We start from the raw sequence: 18083 nt of genomic DNA on the forward strand, positions 1-18083 counted from the left end.
TGCGCGGCAACAACGCCGTCGCCGGCTCCGACCGCGTATACCGCAACGACTACCTCTTCTTGGTGGACATCGGCAACGGACTCATCACCCGCATCTTCGAGTACTCGAATCCGACTACCTACGCCGCGGCAGTGGGTGGCTGAACCCGCGTACTCAAAGGGTTGGAAGGCCAGGAGTATCGCAACGTTCGTGAACCTGAAACCCGCGGTGAATTGGGCTAGGGAGGGATCAGCTTGGCGTGGACCGCGGAGTTCTGTAGAGAATCTCGGCCGAGCCGCTATCGAAAGCAGCGTTCAGAGCCGTACGAACGGGGATCCTTACCTCCGAGCTTCTCGATGAGCTCATGGTCGTCGCCGACAACACGAGTGCCGTGTTTTCCCTGAACAAGAGCGAGGGAAACCCGTGCGCCGGTTCCTAGTTCGTCCTTGCGTGACGGTATGGAACACCGGCGCCCCAGACCTTCGTGCGAAGAGGCCCGAGGCGCCGGCCGGGTAATCCGTCAACGGTTCGCAAACTATTGACGTGCGAAACTTACCCGAGCGTCGTGACCGATCAAGAACGACCGGCCGGCTGCTTGTCGATCAGGTCTGGGTCCTCGCCGTGGCCGTCTTGCCCAGCCGCAGCCCGCGAGCACTACCGAAAGCGCCGCGGCCACCATGCCCCCGGTCCGGCACCCGTTCAGCAAAGTCTCGGCCAGCTCCAACCATTGTCCTCAGCCGGTGGTAAAACCGCTGCGATGTTCCGCAGATCGTCCTTCACATCAGATTGTCACCAAGCGGAGGATGAGGACCGCGATAGCGACGGCCAGCATCACAACGGCGTTGGTGGGGTTGTCTCGTACACGGACGTGCGCGACAACCGCCCCTACGAAGTAGAGGATGACCCCGACTGCGGCCGCCACACCGATCGGCCACCAAAACAGCCCGACGACGAGGCCGACATCGCCGGCGAGTTCGGATGCGGCCAAGAGCCACAGCTTATCGAGGGGAAATCCCACGGTTTCCATAACCTTGACCTGGGCAGCATCCTTGCGGAGTTTGCCCACTGCGGAGAAGACCAGTAGTGCCGCTAGAACAGCCGAGACAATGGCGGTGACGATGAACATGCGGGGTCCTTTGGGTCGGGTTGCAAAGTAGCGACGCTTGTCATTGGAGCTGCGCGGTGCGCACCCACTAACGCCTTAAACGGACTTTACCCCACCTATGCGTTGGAGGTAAGGCCGGCCCTTCAGTCGACTCCAGAACTACGACACCCAGCGCAGGTCCCCAGCGCGTATCTCTGCCCGGGCCGGATTCGAAGCTGCTACTGCATACCGGCTTCGCCATTCCTCGACGTGCACCAATCGTGCGGCGGTGCCTCCGGATGTCCATGAGCGCACTGAAATCACTTGCGGGTGAACAGCATTCGAAGGCTCGCAACGCAATTCACCCGTATCGAGCCCTAGCTAGGGCAGCATTCGGTAGCAGACGCGGTGGATGAGATCCTGCCATCCCTGGGCCATTCGCTGTTCACCACGGAGAGCCACGTCGGTGAGGTCGGTCGCCGACAAGTACAGCAGCAAAGGTCCATCCAGGGCCGCGGTGAGTTGCAATGTGAGTACCTCGAGGTCGGCACCGGAAAGAGCCAATTGCCCCAAAAGCATTCGGATGTGCATGCGGGACAAGGTCGCCTCGGATCCAACTGGTACCGACTGGCGACCGTCCAGGGCGGCGCGCGCGATCACGCGATGCTCGAACAGAAAACCGACACGAGCGCGGCCATAGGCGACCAGCCGATCCAGGGGCGCGGCACCTGGCCCCAATGGTGGCGGCCCGGATAGCACTTGATGCTGGAAGCTTCGTTCGGCGTCGTCGAGCAGCGCCTGGAAGATGCCCGAGCGGGTGCCGAACCTGCGAAATACCGTGCCCTTGCCGAGTTCGGCACGTTCGGCCAGGCCGTCCATGGTGAGCTTGTCCACACCTTCTGCTGCGATGATCGCCCGCGCGGTGGCCAGCAGATGCAGCCGATTTCGTACCGCATCGGCGCGCTCGACGCGGGCGGCTGTCAGCGGTAGCACGGGCCCATCCATGAAGCCCACTGTACGGGCCGGGATGAAAATTGGGGTAAAGTCCGTTTGCGCTGGACGACAGCACCACCGTCGCGTCGCTTCCAAGTATCTTCCTTGGCTCCCGCGCCGCCTCGGGGGTGTGTGCCGTAGCTACCACCGAACTGGCAGATCTACATTCGACCAATCTTGAATCGATGCTGACGGTATTGCATTCCGCCAGCATCGAGGACAGCGCAGCCCAGCAGACCGCCACAACATTGCTGCGGAAACAATGATAAACCTGGCACAACCGCCGATCAAGCTCCGCGCGTTCGCCAAAGAACAGGTCGCCACAGCCTTCGAACGGCTCCGGGGCGATTGGCGGCCACTGGTGCACTACCGCGACATCGAAATGCAATTCATTGAACCACCAACTACTGAACGCGACTTCGAACATTCACGACGAGCCCCGATGGGTGTCAGGCCGCATGATCTCTCCAGGGCCGACGCCACAACCGGGGCTCGTTGCGATCTGTTAGCTGTGCAGCATATTTAGGTTAATGGCGTCGGCCATCGCCTGGTATCCGACTAGGTTCGGGTGGAGATTATCCGGTCCTGCGTAGTCGGGCTTGAGGACGGCGGGGTTCGACGGGTCGCGCATTGCAGCGTCGAAATCGACTACACCGTCTACCTTCGCCTTTGTTCTGATCCAGGTATTTACTTGCTGCCGATAGGTCTCGCTTTTCGGAGCAAACAAGGTTCCATCGAACAGAGCGTTGGATGCGGGCATGAGCGTGCCGAGCCAGATCTTCTTGCCTGCATTGTGTATCGCGGTGATTGCCTGCTCATAGCCTGCGATCAGCTGGTCTCCGGTAGAAGTCGTCGGGGGGATGCCGAGGTCGTTGATTCCTTCGAGTAGCAGAACACCTGTTACCCCGGCTTGATCCAGAGCATCCGCCTTCAGCCGGTCCAGCCCCTTGGGCCCGAGGAACTGTCCGGACCCATCGGTCAACAGCCGGTTGCTGCTGATTCCAGCATTGACTACAGATACCGGAATTTGGGCATTGATGAGCCGGCGCTGCAGGTCATCCGGGTAGCGACCGTTCTTGTCGGCAACATCAGAGCTGGCGGGCAGACTGGCAGCGGTCGCTGCGACGAGGCCGTCAGTGATGGAATCCCCGAAAGCCACCACGGCCTGTGTCTGACTCGAAGCCTCGACGTCGACCCCATCGACGAAGAACCACGCCTTCGTCTGGAGCGGAACGCCGAGATTATCCGTATTTTTAGTCAAATTGCCGAGAAGAGGTGGGGAGTAGAACGAACTGGCGTTCGCGTTCCAATGCTTGGTTGGGCCAGCCTGCAGCCCAGGCACGTAAATGCTCACTGCAAGGGGCGTGAACGCTTTAACCGGGAAGGCGACAGGATCGCTGATCACATCCTGGCCAGCCGCCGCGGTCACCTCCTTCTTCCCGTTGAAGGTGACAGATACGGGGTTCTGCACCGAGCCGTCCCCGGCGGTTCCGACCGTGACCTCACCGAACGTGCGAGCGGCGGACTGGAACCGGTTCGACAGGTGGATTCGCAGGGACCCACCCGCGAGGTGCGGGGTGACGATCATGCGGAAGGTCTGTTCCGTCAACGGTCCTGGAACTGGCAATCCGACCGCATCGGCAAGCGTCGCGGCATCGGTAGGGCTCGCTGCCCAGCTGGCCACCCAGTGCTGGTCAGATCCTTGGGCCTGGCTTGGTCCTGCGGCGACCACTAACCAGCCGAACAACCCGCACAAAGCCAGGGTTGCTGTGGTGCGTCTTCTCACGATCAATCCTCTTCTTTCCAGGCGCTCAACTCCCGCCGCGCCTGTTACTCGCGCAGACGCTACAGCTTGCGATGCCGACTGTGAGCCTGCGAACGAATGTGGATAGCGGGTCGCTCATATATAATATATATGGTGTGCAAAGGCAACAGTGGATTCGAACCGGCCCACAGAGGCCATGAGGCCGGGACCATGTCGTCGGGTCGTCTATCCTGCTCTCGTACGGGAGGTCACGGCTGTGAGGGAGCCCGGCATTCTGGTCATGGCGCTTTGAATAGTAGATGCTATGTTCGAGCCTGACGGTTCTCAGGGACCTGTTGCCGCTGGCTGTGCTGAGCCTCACCGAGCGAGCGGACCACATACTCGTCCAGGAGGTTTTCGACTACAGCAGCTACGGCGACGCGGGGTTTACCGGTGCGAGCTTCGGTTTCGGCACAACGCCGGACAACACCCCAGCGCTGTTTCACCCCGGTGTACTCACCCCATCTGGGACGGACCGATCCAACTGCTTGCCGACGAGGTCGATGTCATCGTCGGGGAGATGCGATGAACGCTATGAGACATGGGTGGCGGTCGAGCCGATCGACTCCACGGTGGTGCGGGTCGAACCGGTCAGGTCGCCGCAGCTTGATCATCTCGACGTAGGCATTGCGGGCCAGAGTTTATTGCTGACCATTCATGTGCTTCCACCGAGGATGACCCCTCCCAGTTCGAAGCGGCGAGACTTGTCGACTAAGGGCTCGCTGTCCATGTCGGCCTCCTCGGCGGGCCGCCATTCACTCTATGTATAGATTTGATATTTTATACTGCATGTCACGAGCCCTCAACTCGAGCAAGATGGTGCTGCGCGAATTGCCTCCGCGGATCGGTCAGTTGCCGCGGTGGGGCCGCGAGTTCCTGGCGAACAGCAATGCGCTACCCGGATTGATGAATCTGCGCTCATTCTCCCGGCCGGATACCTATCGTCGCGCCGGGGCTGGCTGATCCGCGCACGGTTTAACCGGTCAGCGCGGGCGAATTCGAACTGTCAGGCCGAACTTCAATCCGCTTTCGAGACCCAGAGGCCTCCCTCGAAGAGGCCGATCTGATGGGGCCGATCTCGCATCGGACGGGAAGAAGATGGGGCTTCGCCCTATGCGGTTCGTGCATGCAGATCACTTCTGATCCGGGCACACTCAGGTGCCCGTGTCTGTTCCGGGTAGTCCGACGAGGGCGGGGTGCTGCGGATCGATCGCACCGACAACGCGACGGCCGATGACGGCCAGCTGCCGGACCTGGGCTCGGGTGAGGTGGTCGAAGACGTAGCAGCGAACGTTCTCGACGTGGCCCGGTGCGGCCGCGACCACCACGTCCCAGCCGCCGGCTGTCAGGGTGGCGATGGTGAAGCGGCCATCGGTGGGGTCTGGGCGGCGGGTGACCCAGCCACGCTTCTCCAGTCGACTCACCACCTGCGACAGGCGCGAGAGGGAGCCTCCAGCGAAGGAGGCCAGATCGCTCATCCGAAGGGTGCGGTCGTCGACCATCGACAGCCCGGCCAGCACCAGATAATCGAAATGGCTGATGCCCGCGTCGCGCTGCAAGTGCGCATCCAACGCGGTCGGCAGCCGCATCAGGATGCTTTCGAGCGCGATCCAGGCATCTCGCTCTTCGTGGTCGAGCCAGCGCGGCTCCGATGGGGTCTCCATCGGCTCAGTATAACTTCATGATTCAAGTGATGCTACCTTGGTCATGACTTGCATGTTTAACTGAATGAGCGTACCCTTCATTTCATTGTTGAAGTCATGAATACGGTGTGCACACCACGGCCTTGGTGCCGAGCGAAGGGGTGATCCCATGTCCCACAATCAGTCCCGGCCGCTACGCGAGTACTCCACGCCGGGCATCACTGTCACCTGGGAGGCCGGTCGCTGCTGGCATGCCGCAGAATGCCTACGCGGGTTGCCGGCGGTCTTCGACCGAAACCGTCGTCCCTGGATCGACCTGAGCGCGGCCACCGTCGACGATCTGGTCGAGGTCATCGATCGCTGCCCGAGCTTCGCCCTCGGCTACCGCACCGAGGACGGCCGCATCCGCACCGCGCCGGAGGCGTAATCGCATGCACGACGTGGCGATCGGCGGGCCCCGTGGGAGCGGCCAAGCGCCGCTACGGATTTCGGTGCTCGGCGCAGGGCATACCGGGCCGGTGCTAGCCCGGGTGCTGGTCGACGCCGGATATTCAGTGTCGATCTCGGCGTCGGGCGATCCGGAGGACATCGCACTGATCATCGAGTTGCTCGCGCCGGGTGCGCGAGCTCGGTGGGCCGCCGAGGCGATGACCGAGGCGGACGTGGTGATACTGGCGATCCCACTGCACCACATCACCGACATCGACCCGGAATGCTTGGTTGGGAAGATCGTCGTCGACACTATGAACTACTGGCCGCCGATCGACGGCGCGCAACCCCTGTTCGATGACCCGGACCTCGGATCGAGCGAGATTGTGGCGAATCTGCTGCCCGGCGCGACAGTGGTCAAAACCCTCAACCACATCGGATATCACGACCTCGCCGACGCACGACGCGCCCCCGGCACGCCAGACCGCCGGGCCCTCGGCGTCGCCAGTGACGAACCGGATGCCGTCGCGATCATCGCCGACGTCGTCGAACACATCGGCTACGACGCCGTCCGGCTGCCCAGCCTGGCGGCCGGCCGCATGCTGCAGCCCGGCGGACCGGTCTTCGGCGCGGAATTACGCCGCAATGACTTCGAAAACGAGGTGCTGTCATGACAATTCGCTTCCCCCTAGAGTTCTCCCTGGACACCTTCGGCGACCGGATGGCTGACGACCAGGGTCTCCCGCTCTCCCACGCCCAGTCCATCCGCGATGTGGTGGAACAGGGCGTGCTGGCCGAACAGGTCAACGTCGACGTCTTCGGCATCGGCGAGCACCACACCGACGACTTCCCCATGCCTGCGGGCGATCTGGTGCTCGCAACGATCGCCGGGCGCACCGAGCGGATCCGTCTCGGCTCGGCAGTCACCGTGCTCAGCTCCGACGATCCGGTCCGTGTGTTCCAACGCTTTTCGACCCTGCATGCGGTCTCGAACGGGCGCGCCGAGGTGATCCTGGGCCGCGGTTCGAGCATCGAATCCTTCCCGCTCTTCGGCTATAACCTCGCCGACTACGACACACTTTTCGACGAGAAGGCCCATCTGTTCGCCCAGATCCTTTACGGCGGTCCGGTCACCTGGCGGGGGACGACCCGTCCGGCGCTGACCGACCAGGACATCGTCCCGCACACCGAGGTTCCGCTGCCCACCTGGATCGGCGTCGGCGGCAGCCCGCAATCGGTCATCCGCGCGGCATCTCTCGGCTACAACCTGATGCTCGCGATCATCGGCGGCCACCCAGCCCGCTTCGCACCGTTCTCCATCCTCTACCGCGAAACGCTTACACGCCTCGGCCGCGATCAACTCCCCATCGGAGTACATGGACCCGGGCACATCGCCGCAACCGACGAACTGGCGTTCGAGCAGTTCGCCCCACGGTTCCATGAAATGATGCGCAAAGTCGGCCCCGCACGCGGGCTTCGCGTTCCGACCGAGGAGCAACTCCGCCGCGACATCGGCCCAGACGGCGCCCTCTACGTCGGCTCACCCGACACCGTCGCCCGCAAGATCGCCACCAACCTCCGAAACCTCGACGCCACCCGCTTCAACCTCAAATTTGGGATGGGCCGTATGACCCAGCACGAGATCCTCACGAACATCGAGCTATACGGCACCAAAGTAATCCCCCAGGTCCGCGAACTGCTTGCCGACTGAGCGAATGCCGGGGTGTGCGATCATGAACGCCATCACGAGTTGGCTCATCGAACCGGTATCAGCGCTGCTCACGCACGAGATCTGAAGGGATGAGTACTGTGGCTCGGATTCCGCCGTAGTCGGATTCCGTCAGTCGCACCGAAACGTGGTGCCGCGCGGCCAGACAACAAACATTCCGAGCCGAGGGTCGGCTGTCAGGGTTGTCACATCGAAATCTGTTGGGTTGCATAGCAGTTCGTTCGCTTCGGCTCGCTCGGCTTCACTCATGCCGATCCCCTGGTCTTCAACTTCGACGATCACACCCTCGACGGTTGGATTGCCATACGTCTCAACCTGTGCTGTCGGCGGCGAGTACGTTGTCGCGTTATCAACGAGCTCAGCGATCAGGTGAACAAGATCGGCTACGACGGCGCCGACCACAGTCACATCGGGAATCCGAGTCACCCGCACCCGCCTATAGTCGAGAGACTCACCCACCGCACTGCGGACTACCTCCATAAGAGGAGCCGGGGTGCGCCACTGCCGTCCGAGCTCACCGCCACCCTGGATCACCAGATTTTCAGCATTCCGCCGTTCCCTGGTCGCCAAGTGGTCCAACCAGAAAAGTGTCTCTAAAACTGCCGGGTTCTCCTCGTACTGTTCGGCCGCACCGAGGATCTCGAGTTGCTTGTGCGCCAGACCTGGCTTCGATGGGCGATGTCAAGTAATACCGCCTGTACAGATCCGCGGATATGGGCCTCACCAACCGCACCGGTAACCGCTGCATTGTGAGCATTCTGAAATGCCATGGCCACCTAGTCGATCTTGTCCCGTCCATAGTCGAGCAACAAAGATTCGTCGATCGCGATCATCGGTTCCACTGGTCGGCCGTCACGCAGGCTTTGCAGGATTGCAGGCAAGCTGTCATAGGCGAACTCGAGCGTTCGGCCACCAAGTCTCTGGAGCCGCTGAATGATACGGCCGGCGAGGAACACGGCCACAACGATCGCCGAGAGACTGATCGTCAGAAGCGCGACGCCGACCTCGAGTGCCCTTATCGCCGATCGGTGCGCACGATCCGCGGCCAACGCCTGGGTCCGATCGCTGTCGGCGATCCACAAGTTGATCAGCGCCTGGTCTACGCCCGTGGCGGCACTCTGCCATTGGCCCACCATCAACGGCAGATATGGTGCCCCCTGATCGACAATCGAACGAGGGCTACGGCCACTGGACTCGTATGCCACCTCGATGACGGCGCGCTGCGAGACAGCGCTCTCGATTGCAGACAGCTGTGACCAGTCTGCGCTCATGACGATCGCATTTATTCTCGCGCGTTCAGTCGTGTCCGTCTCCACAGCCAGGCGACCGATCGACGTGTGGTAGTAGCCGGCCTGCTGAATGAATTCGGTGAAAGGCAAATATGCGTTCGACCCCGCGGTGACCAGCACATAGCCGACAGCGTAGCTACGCGATATTGCGTCAACCGCGGATAGCAGCCGCAGGCTTTCAGAGATCCCGACAGCGCTCGCATCCGGACCAGCCTGCTGAGCGACGCCTGAGCCGAGAGTGACACCGTCGACAACATGGTTATAGAAGGTGTACGCCTGCAGCACAGGGAGCTTCTTCGCATCGGCCGCTGCCCGAACTTTGGCGAGATTGTCGGCCAGCAAATTGAAACTCACGGTATCGTCAACGATCGCGGAATCGTGCACCCGCTGAAGATCATTGGACGATTCCAGCAAACGCCGCGCCGCAATATCGAAACGTTGCCGTGCAGCGGGCAACCTCACTGTTGCCGAACTATCCCCCGTCAGGTATGCCATGGTCAGATGGCGCTCCACCTGCACTGCTTTTATCAGCTCGAGAGTCGGCGTAATCGCGCGTTGCAGCCCCTTAGCCCATTGTTCCGATTGCCTGCTGCCTTCGACAGAGTAGGCTGCCGAACCCACCCCAATAACCACCAGAGCCAGACTCGGAACTAGTGCGATCGCCAATATGCGTGCACGTACTCCGAGCCCTGCTCCGAACATCGCGAATTCCCTTCGATGGCCAAAATAGCGCGCCCGCTCTCGATCCCAGGTGTGGGAGGGGGCGAGAACGGGCACAGCTGCTGCTCCTAGAACTTCTCTATATGCTTCTCCTATCGCCTACGGGCAGTCGTTCTGCAACGCGATAATGGCAGTGAGAACTCCCTGCGCATCGGCCGGACTGCTGGCATTCTGGAGTGCACTGATGTATGCCTGAAGATCGGCCTGCCCGCGCGAGGAATTCACGCTCGACAAAGTCCCCTGCAGTTCACTGATGTACCCGTCCCGGGCCGCCTGCTTTTGATCGTCGGGCAGGGACTGGATCGGGGTGAGGCGGCCGACTGCATTTCCCGCGACCTGTCCGAGGACGGAACAGTCCGCTGCCACACCTGGATCATCAGCCTGAGCGGGCGACACTGTGGCTCCGGCCAAAACGGTAAAAGTTGCCAGGGCTACCAGCCCCATGGCGCTGCGTTTCTTCATTACTATCTCCGTTGATTCAAGTTGTTGCGAGAATTCAGTGGTGAGGCGAAGGCCTCGGTCATTCGACTACATCGTGGTGCAGCAGCATCACCCTCCAAAACCTTGACAGTTCAGGCATTTTCCGCGCGCGAGCCGTTTCTCCGGCCGAGATATGCCGCCTCGATGAGTTCGGGGCGCTCCAGTAACTCGCCCGCGTCGCCGGTCAACGCGATCCGCCCGTGCGCCATCACCACGGCCCGATCGGAGATCCCCAAGGCCAGTCGCACGTGTTGCTCAACCAGGAGCACCGCGATGTCCTCCTCGGCGGCGACTCGCCTGATGACCGGGAGAATCGACTCGACCACAATCGGGGCGAGCCCCATGGACAGTTCGTCGATCAGCAGCACACGCGGGTGCCTGGCGAGCGCCCGGCCGATCGCGAGCATCTGCTGCTCGCCACCGGACAGCTGTCCCGCCGCAACACCCAGGCGCGAGTTCAACCCGGGGAAGTACTCCAGGATGCGGTCGACATCGGACCTGCGGCGCGCGGCCAGGCGCAGATTCTGCTCCGTGGTCAGGGCGCGGAACAGGGCGCGATCATCGGGGACCAGGACCACACCGGCCTTGGACGCCGTACGCGGCTTGCCCGCAGCGAGCACAACATCGCCTACTTCGACCATCCCTCCGAGGCTCGGCAACAATCCCGCCAAGGTCAACAGCAGGGTCGTCTTGCCCGCACCGTTGGGGCCCAGCAGCGATACCACCTCACCGCCGTGCAGGGACAAATCCACGTCGCGGACGACCGGCCGATCGGAATAGCCCGCCGACAACTCTCGGCACTCGAGCAGACTCATGACAGACCCACCGCCGTCGTATGCGGAGTTCCGAGGTAGGCACGGATCACTTCGGGATCGTGGCGAATCGCCTCCGGCGTCCCCTGCGCGATAACCCTGCCCAGGTCCAGGACGATGATCCGATCACAGACCTCCAGAACCAGGTCCATGTCATGGTCGATCATCACGATTGTCACGCCGTAGTCGCGCACTGTGCGCAGTCGTTCACCGAGCCACCGGCTTTCATTGGTGTCCAGACCGGCGGCCGGCTCATCGAGCAGGGCGACGGCCGGCGAGCCGGCGAGTACGCGGGCCACAGACACCAGTTGCCGCTGGCCCTGCGACAACATCGACACCGGCCGGTCGGAGGCCTCCTGCAGGCCGAGCAGGCCCAGCAGCGAATGCAGATCCTTGCCGGTCGACCGCTTCCCCCCACGAGCCGCACCCAACCCGACCTCGATGTTCTCTCGAACGGTCATGTCGTCGTACAACTCCACGCCCTGGAATGTTCTGCCGAGGCCACGTCTGCTGCGGCGGTGCGGTTTGAGTCTGTGGATCGGCGTCCGATGCAGCAGGACTTCACCCTCCGCCTGCACAAAACCGCTGATCGCATCGATCAAAGTTGTCTTACCGGCGCCATTCGGCCCGATGATCCCGACGATCTCGCCCTCGTGCACGGCGATGCTGACATCATCGACGGCGACCACGCCGCCATAGCGCACCGCGAGACCCGTTGTCTCCAGCAATCGCTTCCGGCCGACACTTCGGCGAGCAGCGGCCGGGGCGATCCCGTTGGCAAAGCTATCGTCGCCGAGCCGCTCCACGGCGTGCAGAGCGGGCGCCCTTCGCCGCTCGATCGTTCGATGTACCTGTCCCACAATGCCTTCCGGGTACTTGATAATCGTGACGATCAACAGCACTCCGCTGATGGTCGCGTAGAAGTCACCCAGATGCAGCAGGCGGTCCATGAGCATGAAGACGATGCCGCCCGCTCCGAGCGCACCCGCAAGGACACCACCGGAGACGGAGGTGACTCCGGCGACGTAGACCATCGTGAACAAGCCGATTCCCGCGAACACCGTGTACGTCGGAGCGGTGGCGATCGACTGCTGGTAGGCGAGCAGCGCGCCCCCCAGTCCAGCAATAAAGGCGCCGATTGCGAACGCAGCCAGCTTGGTGAGCGCTACATCGACGCCCGCGGCCGCGGCGGATCGCTCGTTCGCACGGACAGCCAACATGGCTGCGCCATAACGACTTACCCGCAGGCGAGCTACCCCTAGGCCGACGAGAACCAGCACTACGAGGCACAATATTCCGAACTGAATTCTCGGATAGTCCTGACCGGCTCCGATACCGAGATCGACACCGAACAGCCGCGGCGCGCGCACTGGGGCACCGGTGATACCGCCGTTCAAGGAGTTGTTCGTGAACCAGAAGGCCTCGAGGAACACCGCCAAACTCAGTGTGACGACCATCAGCGGGAGTCCACGCACCCGCAGTGCCGGAAGCCCCACCACGACACCGACAATGGCCGCTGCCAGCGCCGACAGCAACGGTGCGATCGGGAACGGGACACCCAAATTCTCGGTCAGGCGACTGAGCGTGAATGCCGAAACCCCGGCGAGGGTCAACTGCGCCAGCGACACCTGCCCAGCGAATCCGGTGACCACGACCTGGGATAGCGCGATTATCGCGACAATGAAGGAAACGATGATCGCCGACCGGTAATTGCCGGTAGTCGCGACCACCAGGATCACCCCCGCGATCAAACCCACCGCAGAGGTCGAGAGGAGCCTGCGCGGGCGCGGCGAGCGCCCCAGCGACGGCTGAACCACCGTTCCTCGCGAGGGCAGCGGGCGCCCGCGGAGTAGCAGAAACACCAGGATCAACAGCAGCGGAATAGCTTCCGCCACACCCGATTTCGGGAACCACGAGACCGTCGTCTCCAGGTGTGTGGCATCGGACTGCAGCGCACCGATGACGAGCCCGGCCAACACGGTAATGAACATCGAGCCGAGATTCCCGACGAACGCCGCCGCCATCGCGGGCACGATGAACAACGTGTAGGCGATCGGAACCAGCGGGACGATCGGAGCGATGAGGATTCCGCTCGCTCCCGCTACCGCAGTACTGAGTGCCCAGTTCCCGAAAGCGATCCGATCCGGAGACAGGCCAATGACCAGCGCACCTTTCTCCGATTCCGCCGCGGCCCGGGTGGCGAGGCCGAATCGGGTGAAGCGATAGCCGAGCGACAGCAGCGCAGCGATGGCCACCACGATGCCGGCCAGGATCAGCCGATCAGTCGGGATCCGGGACCCGCCGATGGAAATCGTATCGGCGGAAAAAATCGGCGACACCGAAATGGGATTCGTACCGATCCGCTGCGCCAGTACGGCCTGCAACACCAACATGACACCGATCGAAGCGACCGCCCTGGCAATCAACGAGGAATTGCGGAGTGGACGAAATACCAACCCATACAACAATGCACCGAAGGCGGCCGCAATCACAAGCGCGATGATTATCGCCGGCACGACATCCAGTGGGCGCCCCAACGATACGTTGCCGGAAAGACCCGGCAGGGGAATCAATAGCTGTCCCTTGCGTAAAAACGCGTAGGTGTAGGCAGCATATAATGCCGTCGCACCGGTCCCGAAATTAACGGTACCCGAGCTTCTGAATGTCATCACCAGCGCCAGACCCAGCGCTGCGTACACCGCGCCGTTGCCGAGACCCAGCGCCAGAAATGCTATGTTCTTATCCACCGTCGATAACCAATCCGTTCGCCATCTGCGATACCCCGATGTATTACTTGAACACCTGAGGATCGACCGGCTTACCGTCCTTGAGCGTGGTGATGATCGCGCCGGATCCGCAGATAGCCTTCAGCAGAGGTTGCGTCTTTCCGCCGCAGGTGAATGTCAGACCGTGCCCAACAGGGAGATCCACATTTGTCGCCTGATTCATCGCACCCATGGCCGCGGCAGCAGTCACGTCACCCTGCAATCCGGCAATCGAGCGGTACAGGCCGAGCGTTGTCTGGTATCCCATATAGGCGGTGCCACCGACCGCGGTATTGGGTGCGTATTTCGACATGACCGTCCGGTAGAGAACTGCCTCGGCATCCTCGGAAGTCACGTCGGAATACCCGAGAACATGTGCGCCGGCGGCAGCCGTACCCACCGCGCTTATCACGTCCGGGCTCACGCAGAGTTGAAACAGCAACTTGTCCGCTTTCGACCCCAGCGTTTGCAGTGCCTTCAAAACCGACGTGCACAGCGGCCCGTCGCCGAGGATCGTAATAGCGTCGGGGTTACCCTCGAGTGCCGCGCTGATCTGCGGCGTCGCGTCCGGCGTGCCGATCGGGATTCCAATGGTCTGCAACTGCACACCGCTCTGCTGGAAAACTGGGCCCGCGATCACCTTGAGACCCGCCATGACGGCGCCGGCATCCACACCGACCAACGCGACCTTCTTGTACTTCTGCTGGACGGCGTATTTCGCGACGACCGCCAAGCCACCGGGGACTCCCGCACTGAGCACGAACGCACCGTTCGAGGTCATCTCCGTGCTGCTCGCTCCGAGCCCTGTCACGAAGGGGATGCCGGCGCCGGTGATGATCGGCACCATCGCGTCCCCCTGCGAGGTCACCGGTGCGACCACAGCCACGACATTGGCGGCGACAAGCTGGTTCGCGCAGTCACGAGCCGTTGCCGGATCCTCCTTTTCCTTGCACACCACCAGATTCACGGGCCGCCCCTGGACACCGCCCAGATTCGAGTTGATGTACTGCACGGCCGCCTGGGCGGCTTCACGAGCTTCCGGCACCTGACCGGTCGCGCCGCCCTCCGGGCTGATGTAGCCGACCGAGATCGGTGCCCCGGTCGAAGGCTTGCTCGGCAGCACAGTGGTGGACCCGATGGAGCCGCCCACGTCGGGGTTCGAGCTGCTGGTGCACGCCGTTAGCGCAAGGCCGGATGCCACTAGCACCAGCGCGAGCCTCTTCGCAACGGACGATCCCCGACCTCGTCGACGGTTCTCTGCCATTGTTCGCGTCCTAACTTCTGTTTCGCGACTATCGCGGCGATACTGCCCGACGTCGATTTCATCGAATGGTCGACACGCCTCAGAAAACGCGAGGCCCGACCTGGATACACCTGATCGAATTACAGTCCCGTATTCATCAGCGCTCATTCAGTCGACCGTATCCGTATGCAACATAGTATGTGCTAGGTCTCACAGAATCAAGGGATCGGAGAAACTTGCACGGCCGTCCGAAACCCTCGATCGACGGCATCGAAAAATCGCGACCATCGCAAAACTACACCTGGGGTCGCGCGTAGAAACCGAGCACCTCGTGGCGCCCTAGCATCGTCTCCGAACAGCCGGACTACATGGTGACCTGCGTAGTGACGTTGTACGCATCGAGCACGTCGGCGGTGTCCGAACCCAACTTCGGCGCTACCCCGACCCGCAGGTACGCGCCATCGAAAATGATCGGCAACGCCGGCGCCAGATAGGTACCGATTCGTGGCTGATCCATTTTCGCAAACAATGGATTATCCAATACGTCAGGAGACGAACACGCTTGAGCGAAGGTCCGGTATCGCTGATGCAATACGCTGGAGGCGCTCAGCGCCGCCGCGACCTCCTCCGAATCATGCCTGCGGAACCATGCGGAAAAGAGTGCGACCAGTAACTCGCGGTGCTCATAACGGTCGGACTCATCGGTGAAATCAGCATCCAGTGCAACCTCGAGCGCATCGACTGCTTGTACGACTCCAGTGATTCTCACCAAGTCATCAAAATGGCGAGAGGTCAATGCCACCACCATGAACCGCTCGCCGTCCCGCGTCTCGAAATCATTTCCGAAGGTTCCGTAGATACCGTTGCCTACCGGCGGCCGCTCCCGGCCGTTCACCTGCACCTCGGTCAGGAATCCCAGCGTGCCCGCGGTGGCCAGTGCTACGTCGTCGAGTGCGAGCGAGATCTGGGCGCCCGCACCATCGCGTTCACGTCGCCGCACAGCAGATGCGACCGCCAGCGCCGCATAGAGTCCGCACGCGATATCCCATGCGGGCAGTACATGATTGACCACCCCGCCCTGGTCCAGCGGCCCTGTCACCGACGGAAACCCGACACCCGCGTTGACGGTGTAGTCGACTGCCGCTCCCCCATCGTGCCTACCCAGGATCTGCAGAGAAATCAGATCCGGCCGCAGTCCCGTGAGGGATGCGTGAGTCAATGCGCTCGATCCGGCGGAATTGGTCACGAGGATTCCGCCACCCGCACCGGGCGCGGTGATCAACCGGCGTACCGCCGCACGTCCCGCGGCGGACCGCAGATCGAGCACGACAGACTGCTTTCCCCTGTTCAAACCGGTCCAGTAGATACTTTCCCCGGACTCGGTCACCGGCCACCGGTGGACGTCGGCAGCCCCGCCCTCCGGATCCACCCGGATAACTTCGGCTCCCAGCTGTGCCAGGGTCAATCCGCACAGCGGCGCCGCCACAAAGCTCGAAATCTCTACGATTCGCAGCCCCGAGAGCGGGGCCGAGGCGCTAGGTGCGGTTGTTGTCATCGGTGCTCCTCACGCCATCAGCGCGGCGAATTGCCAGCGCAGTACCTGCGACTGCTCCGCGCCCGGCCGGTCCGCGTGCACCACCGCACTCAGGTTCACCACCACACCGTTCGCGGACGGCGCAGCGGAATCCACGCGTACTTCGCTGTAGAGGGTGTCTCCTTCCCGGACCGGGCCGACGTGATCGCAGCGATGCCACCCCAATACCGTGACCAGATTGGGCAGCGCACGGGTTGTCTGTGCAAGCGCGAGTGCAATCGTATGCCCGCCGTACACCAGGCGTCCGGCCTCGGAGATACGCGAATCATGGTGCACAGCAGCGATATTCAATGTGAGCCTGGCAAGTTCGGGGGCAGAGCCGACCACATCGCCGGTACTGCTGAAACGGGCGCCGACCAGGTCCTCGGCAAAGTGCTGGCCAGGCACCCTCGCCCGGAATTCCCGCAAATCCCACGACGGTGGCGAGGCGAACGGGAGCTGTTGGCGCGGACCGATATTCGACAGATCATCGACTGCTCCAGGGATGTCGGCGAGGGATTCGTCCCCCATGGACAACATGGCGCAGCGATAGAAATCCAGTACCGGAATACCGTCCTGATCGGTTGTGGTGATCCGCAGTGCGGCCATCCCCGTCGGCGGGCGACCCGGCTTCGGCGCATTCTGCCGTAGACCCACGACCTCGGTACGGGAGTGCAGCGTGTCTCCGATGTGCGGGAAGCGATGGAATCGCAGGCCTCGATAGAACAGATTCGCCTTCACGTGCCGGGTGACCACGGTGGACTGCCCGATCGCCAGGTCCCATACGAGACTCGGATCCGCGAGCGGGCGCGAATGCGAGGTGACGGCCTGGCCGAGAGTGGCATCCAAGGGCAGTCGCAGTCGCGTTCCCACAATCATCCGGTGGGCGGTGGCCAGCCCGTCGGTCAATGTCACCGCCGGGGCCGAGTCGAACACCTGACCCTTGACGAGGTCCTCGAAAAATGGCCCGTACCCGAGGTCGCTCACTTCACGCCGACAATCGGCGTCGATCTGATTCATAGAAACTCCTCCGGTGACGCTGCGTCTTCGCACAGGCACACACGTCGTATGACGTGGCCACCCGCGCCACCGGGATTTGTACGGCCAAATATGTCTGCGGGTTACTATAGAGGGACCTCGCTACCCTGTCCACCGCCAATACGCCGAGCGCAGGACCGGCGGCACGGGCGGAATATAATGACATTTCCCTTGTCGACCGCTGGTTCCCGAACAGGTAGGACGAACACTTTGCCGCGTGCCGATTCGAGCTATCAGTTGGTCGCCCGGGAGTTGAAGGTGCAGATCCTGCAGGGGGCCTTCGACGGTGGCCGCCAGCTCCCCACCGAGGTCGAGCTCGCCAATGATTACAGCGTCAGCCGGCAGACGATTCGGCGTGCGTTCCAGGACCTCGTAGCCGAAGGCATGGTCTATCGGGTTCCGGGCCGGGGCACCTTCACCCAGACGGCGCACAGCGGCTACGTCCGCCAGGTCGGTTCGATCGATGACCTGATGGGCCTGTCCGAAGACACCCGGATGGCCA

At 62.4% G+C, this 18083-nt stretch carries 17 protein-coding genes; 5 read left to right on the forward strand and 12 right to left on the reverse strand.

The window, feature by feature from the left end; all coding sequences use genetic code 11:
- Positions 1-760 precede the first annotated feature (760 nt).
- The 3 genes from JWN03_RS15890 to JWN03_RS15900 form a co-directional block, all read right to left on the reverse strand.
- The gene (locus JWN03_RS15890) at positions 761-1105 is read right to left on the reverse strand and encodes a DoxX family protein (RefSeq protein ID WP_297615171.1); all 345 of its coding nucleotides are present in this window, start codon (positions 1103-1105) and stop codon (positions 761-763) included.
- Between the two features lie 339 nt (positions 1106-1444).
- The gene (locus tag JWN03_RS15895) at positions 1445-2068 is read right to left on the reverse strand and encodes a TetR/AcrR family transcriptional regulator (protein WP_297615173.1); all 624 of its coding nucleotides are present in this window, start codon (positions 2066-2068) and stop codon (positions 1445-1447) included.
- A 493-nt stretch (positions 2069-2561) separates the two neighbouring features.
- Positions 2562-3842, reverse strand: coding sequence for a GDSL-type esterase/lipase family protein (locus tag JWN03_RS15900; RefSeq protein ID WP_297615175.1), 1281 nt, complete (start codon positions 3840-3842; stop codon positions 2562-2564).
- Positions 3843-4649: 807 nt separating this feature from the next.
- Here JWN03_RS15900 and JWN03_RS15905 point away from each other — a divergent pair.
- Positions 4650-4823 carry a hypothetical protein gene (locus JWN03_RS15905; protein ID WP_297615177.1) on the forward strand — a complete coding sequence of 58 codons (174 nt, stop codon included), beginning with the start codon at positions 4650-4652 and terminating at the stop codon, positions 4821-4823.
- A gap of 191 nt (positions 4824-5014) precedes the next feature.
- On the opposite strand, the gene JWN03_RS15910 is transcribed toward JWN03_RS15905, so the two are convergent.
- A complete protein-coding gene (locus tag JWN03_RS15910; RefSeq protein ID WP_297615179.1) occupies positions 5015-5524 on the reverse strand; it encodes a MarR family winged helix-turn-helix transcriptional regulator in 510 nt (169 codons plus the stop codon).
- Between the two features lie 148 nt (positions 5525-5672).
- On the opposite strand from JWN03_RS15910, the gene JWN03_RS15915 reads away from it, so the two are divergent.
- The 3 genes from JWN03_RS15915 to JWN03_RS15925 are packed head-to-tail and all read left to right on the forward strand — an operon-like array spanning position 5673 to position 7643.
- The gene (locus JWN03_RS15915; RefSeq protein WP_297615181.1) at positions 5673-5930 is read left to right on the forward strand and encodes a (4Fe-4S)-binding protein; all 258 of its coding nucleotides are present in this window, start codon (positions 5673-5675) and stop codon (positions 5928-5930) included.
- 4 nt (positions 5931-5934) lie between these two features.
- Complete coding sequence (locus JWN03_RS15920; protein WP_297615183.1) at positions 5935-6606, forward strand: NADPH-dependent F420 reductase; 672 nt, start codon at positions 5935-5937, stop codon at positions 6604-6606.
- The gene (locus JWN03_RS15925) at positions 6603-7643 is read left to right on the forward strand and encodes an LLM class flavin-dependent oxidoreductase (RefSeq protein WP_297615185.1); all 1041 of its coding nucleotides are present in this window, start codon (positions 6603-6605) and stop codon (positions 7641-7643) included. Before JWN03_RS15920 ends, JWN03_RS15925 begins: the two co-directional genes overlap by 4 nt.
- Before the next feature lie 129 nt (positions 7644-7772).
- Here JWN03_RS15925 and JWN03_RS15930 read toward each other — a convergent pair whose 3' ends face one another.
- From JWN03_RS15930 to JWN03_RS15965, 8 genes are all read right to left on the reverse strand, one after another.
- A complete protein-coding gene (locus tag JWN03_RS15930) occupies positions 7773-8069 on the reverse strand; it encodes an ATP-binding protein (protein ID WP_297615187.1) in 297 nt (98 codons plus the stop codon).
- 368 nt (positions 8070-8437) lie between these two features.
- Positions 8438-9727, reverse strand: coding sequence for a nitrate- and nitrite sensing domain-containing protein (locus tag JWN03_RS15935; RefSeq protein WP_297615189.1), 1290 nt, complete (start codon positions 9725-9727; stop codon positions 8438-8440).
- A 42-nt stretch (positions 9728-9769) separates the two neighbouring features.
- A complete protein-coding gene (locus tag JWN03_RS15940; protein ID WP_297615191.1) occupies positions 9770-10132 on the reverse strand; it encodes a hypothetical protein in 363 nt (120 codons plus the stop codon).
- Between the two features lie 110 nt (positions 10133-10242).
- The gene (locus tag JWN03_RS15945; protein ID WP_297615193.1) at positions 10243-10965 is read right to left on the reverse strand and encodes an ABC transporter ATP-binding protein; all 723 of its coding nucleotides are present in this window, start codon (positions 10963-10965) and stop codon (positions 10243-10245) included.
- Complete coding sequence (locus tag JWN03_RS15950) at positions 10962-13709, reverse strand: branched-chain amino acid ABC transporter permease/ATP-binding protein (protein WP_297615195.1); 2748 nt, start codon at positions 13707-13709, stop codon at positions 10962-10964. The genes JWN03_RS15945 and JWN03_RS15950 overlap by 4 nt, the downstream gene beginning before the upstream one ends.
- A gap of 43 nt (positions 13710-13752) precedes the next feature.
- Positions 13753-15138: an ABC transporter substrate-binding protein gene (locus JWN03_RS15955; RefSeq protein WP_297615196.1), complete on the reverse strand. Its 1386-nt coding sequence runs from the start codon at positions 15136-15138 to the stop codon at positions 13753-13755.
- Positions 15139-15334: 196 nt separating this feature from the next.
- Entirely contained in the window at positions 15335-16525 is a 1191-nt protein-coding gene (locus JWN03_RS15960; protein WP_297615198.1) for a CoA transferase, read from the reverse strand.
- Between the two features lie 9 nt (positions 16526-16534).
- Positions 16535-17563 (reverse strand): MaoC family dehydratase, encoded by a 1029-nt coding sequence (locus JWN03_RS15965; RefSeq protein ID WP_297615200.1) that lies wholly within the window; start codon positions 17561-17563, stop codon positions 16535-16537.
- A gap of 228 nt (positions 17564-17791) precedes the next feature.
- On the opposite strand from JWN03_RS15965, the gene JWN03_RS15970 reads away from it, so the two are divergent.
- A partial coding sequence (locus JWN03_RS15970; RefSeq protein ID WP_297615202.1) for a GntR family transcriptional regulator occupies positions 17792-18083 on the forward strand: 292 nt, incomplete at its 3' end.

This window comes from Nocardia sp., from assembly GCF_025465275.1.
Classification (GTDB): domain Bacteria; phylum Actinomycetota; class Actinomycetes; order Mycobacteriales; family Mycobacteriaceae; genus Nocardia.

What these genes read in the sequence shown, in the direction of transcription:
- JWN03_RS15890 (WP_297615171.1), bottom strand. Translation starts at nt 1,105, where the DNA reads ATGTTCATCGTCACCGCCATTGTCTCGGCTGTTCTAGCGGCACTACTG.
- JWN03_RS15895 (WP_297615173.1), bottom strand. Translation starts at nt 2,068, where the DNA reads ATGGATGGGCCCGTGCTACCGCTGACAGCCGCCCGCGTCGAGCGCGCC.
- JWN03_RS15905 (WP_297615177.1), top strand. Translation starts at nt 4,650, where the DNA reads ATGTCACGAGCCCTCAACTCGAGCAAGATGGTGCTGCGCGAATTGCCT.
- JWN03_RS15910 (WP_297615179.1), bottom strand. Translation starts at nt 5,524, where the DNA reads ATGGAGACCCCATCGGAGCCGCGCTGGCTCGACCACGAAGAGCGAGAT.
- JWN03_RS15915 (WP_297615181.1), top strand. Translation starts at nt 5,673, where the DNA reads ATGTCCCACAATCAGTCCCGGCCGCTACGCGAGTACTCCACGCCGGGC.
- JWN03_RS15920 (WP_297615183.1), top strand. Translation starts at nt 5,935, where the DNA reads ATGCACGACGTGGCGATCGGCGGGCCCCGTGGGAGCGGCCAAGCGCCG.
- JWN03_RS15925 (WP_297615185.1), top strand. Translation starts at nt 6,603, where the DNA reads ATGACAATTCGCTTCCCCCTAGAGTTCTCCCTGGACACCTTCGGCGAC.
- JWN03_RS15940 (WP_297615191.1), bottom strand. Translation starts at nt 10,132, where the DNA reads ATGAAGAAACGCAGCGCCATGGGGCTGGTAGCCCTGGCAACTTTTACC.
- JWN03_RS15945 (WP_297615193.1), bottom strand. Translation starts at nt 10,965, where the DNA reads ATGAGTCTGCTCGAGTGCCGAGAGTTGTCGGCGGGCTATTCCGATCGG.
- JWN03_RS15955 (WP_297615196.1), bottom strand. Translation starts at nt 15,138, where the DNA reads ATGAGCGCTGATGAATACGGGACTGTAATTCGATCAGGTGTATCCAGG.
- JWN03_RS15960 (WP_297615198.1), bottom strand. Translation starts at nt 16,525, where the DNA reads ATGACAACAACCGCACCTAGCGCCTCGGCCCCGCTCTCGGGGCTGCGA.
- JWN03_RS15965 (WP_297615200.1), bottom strand. Translation starts at nt 17,563, where the DNA reads ATGAATCAGATCGACGCCGATTGTCGGCGTGAAGTGAGCGACCTCGGG.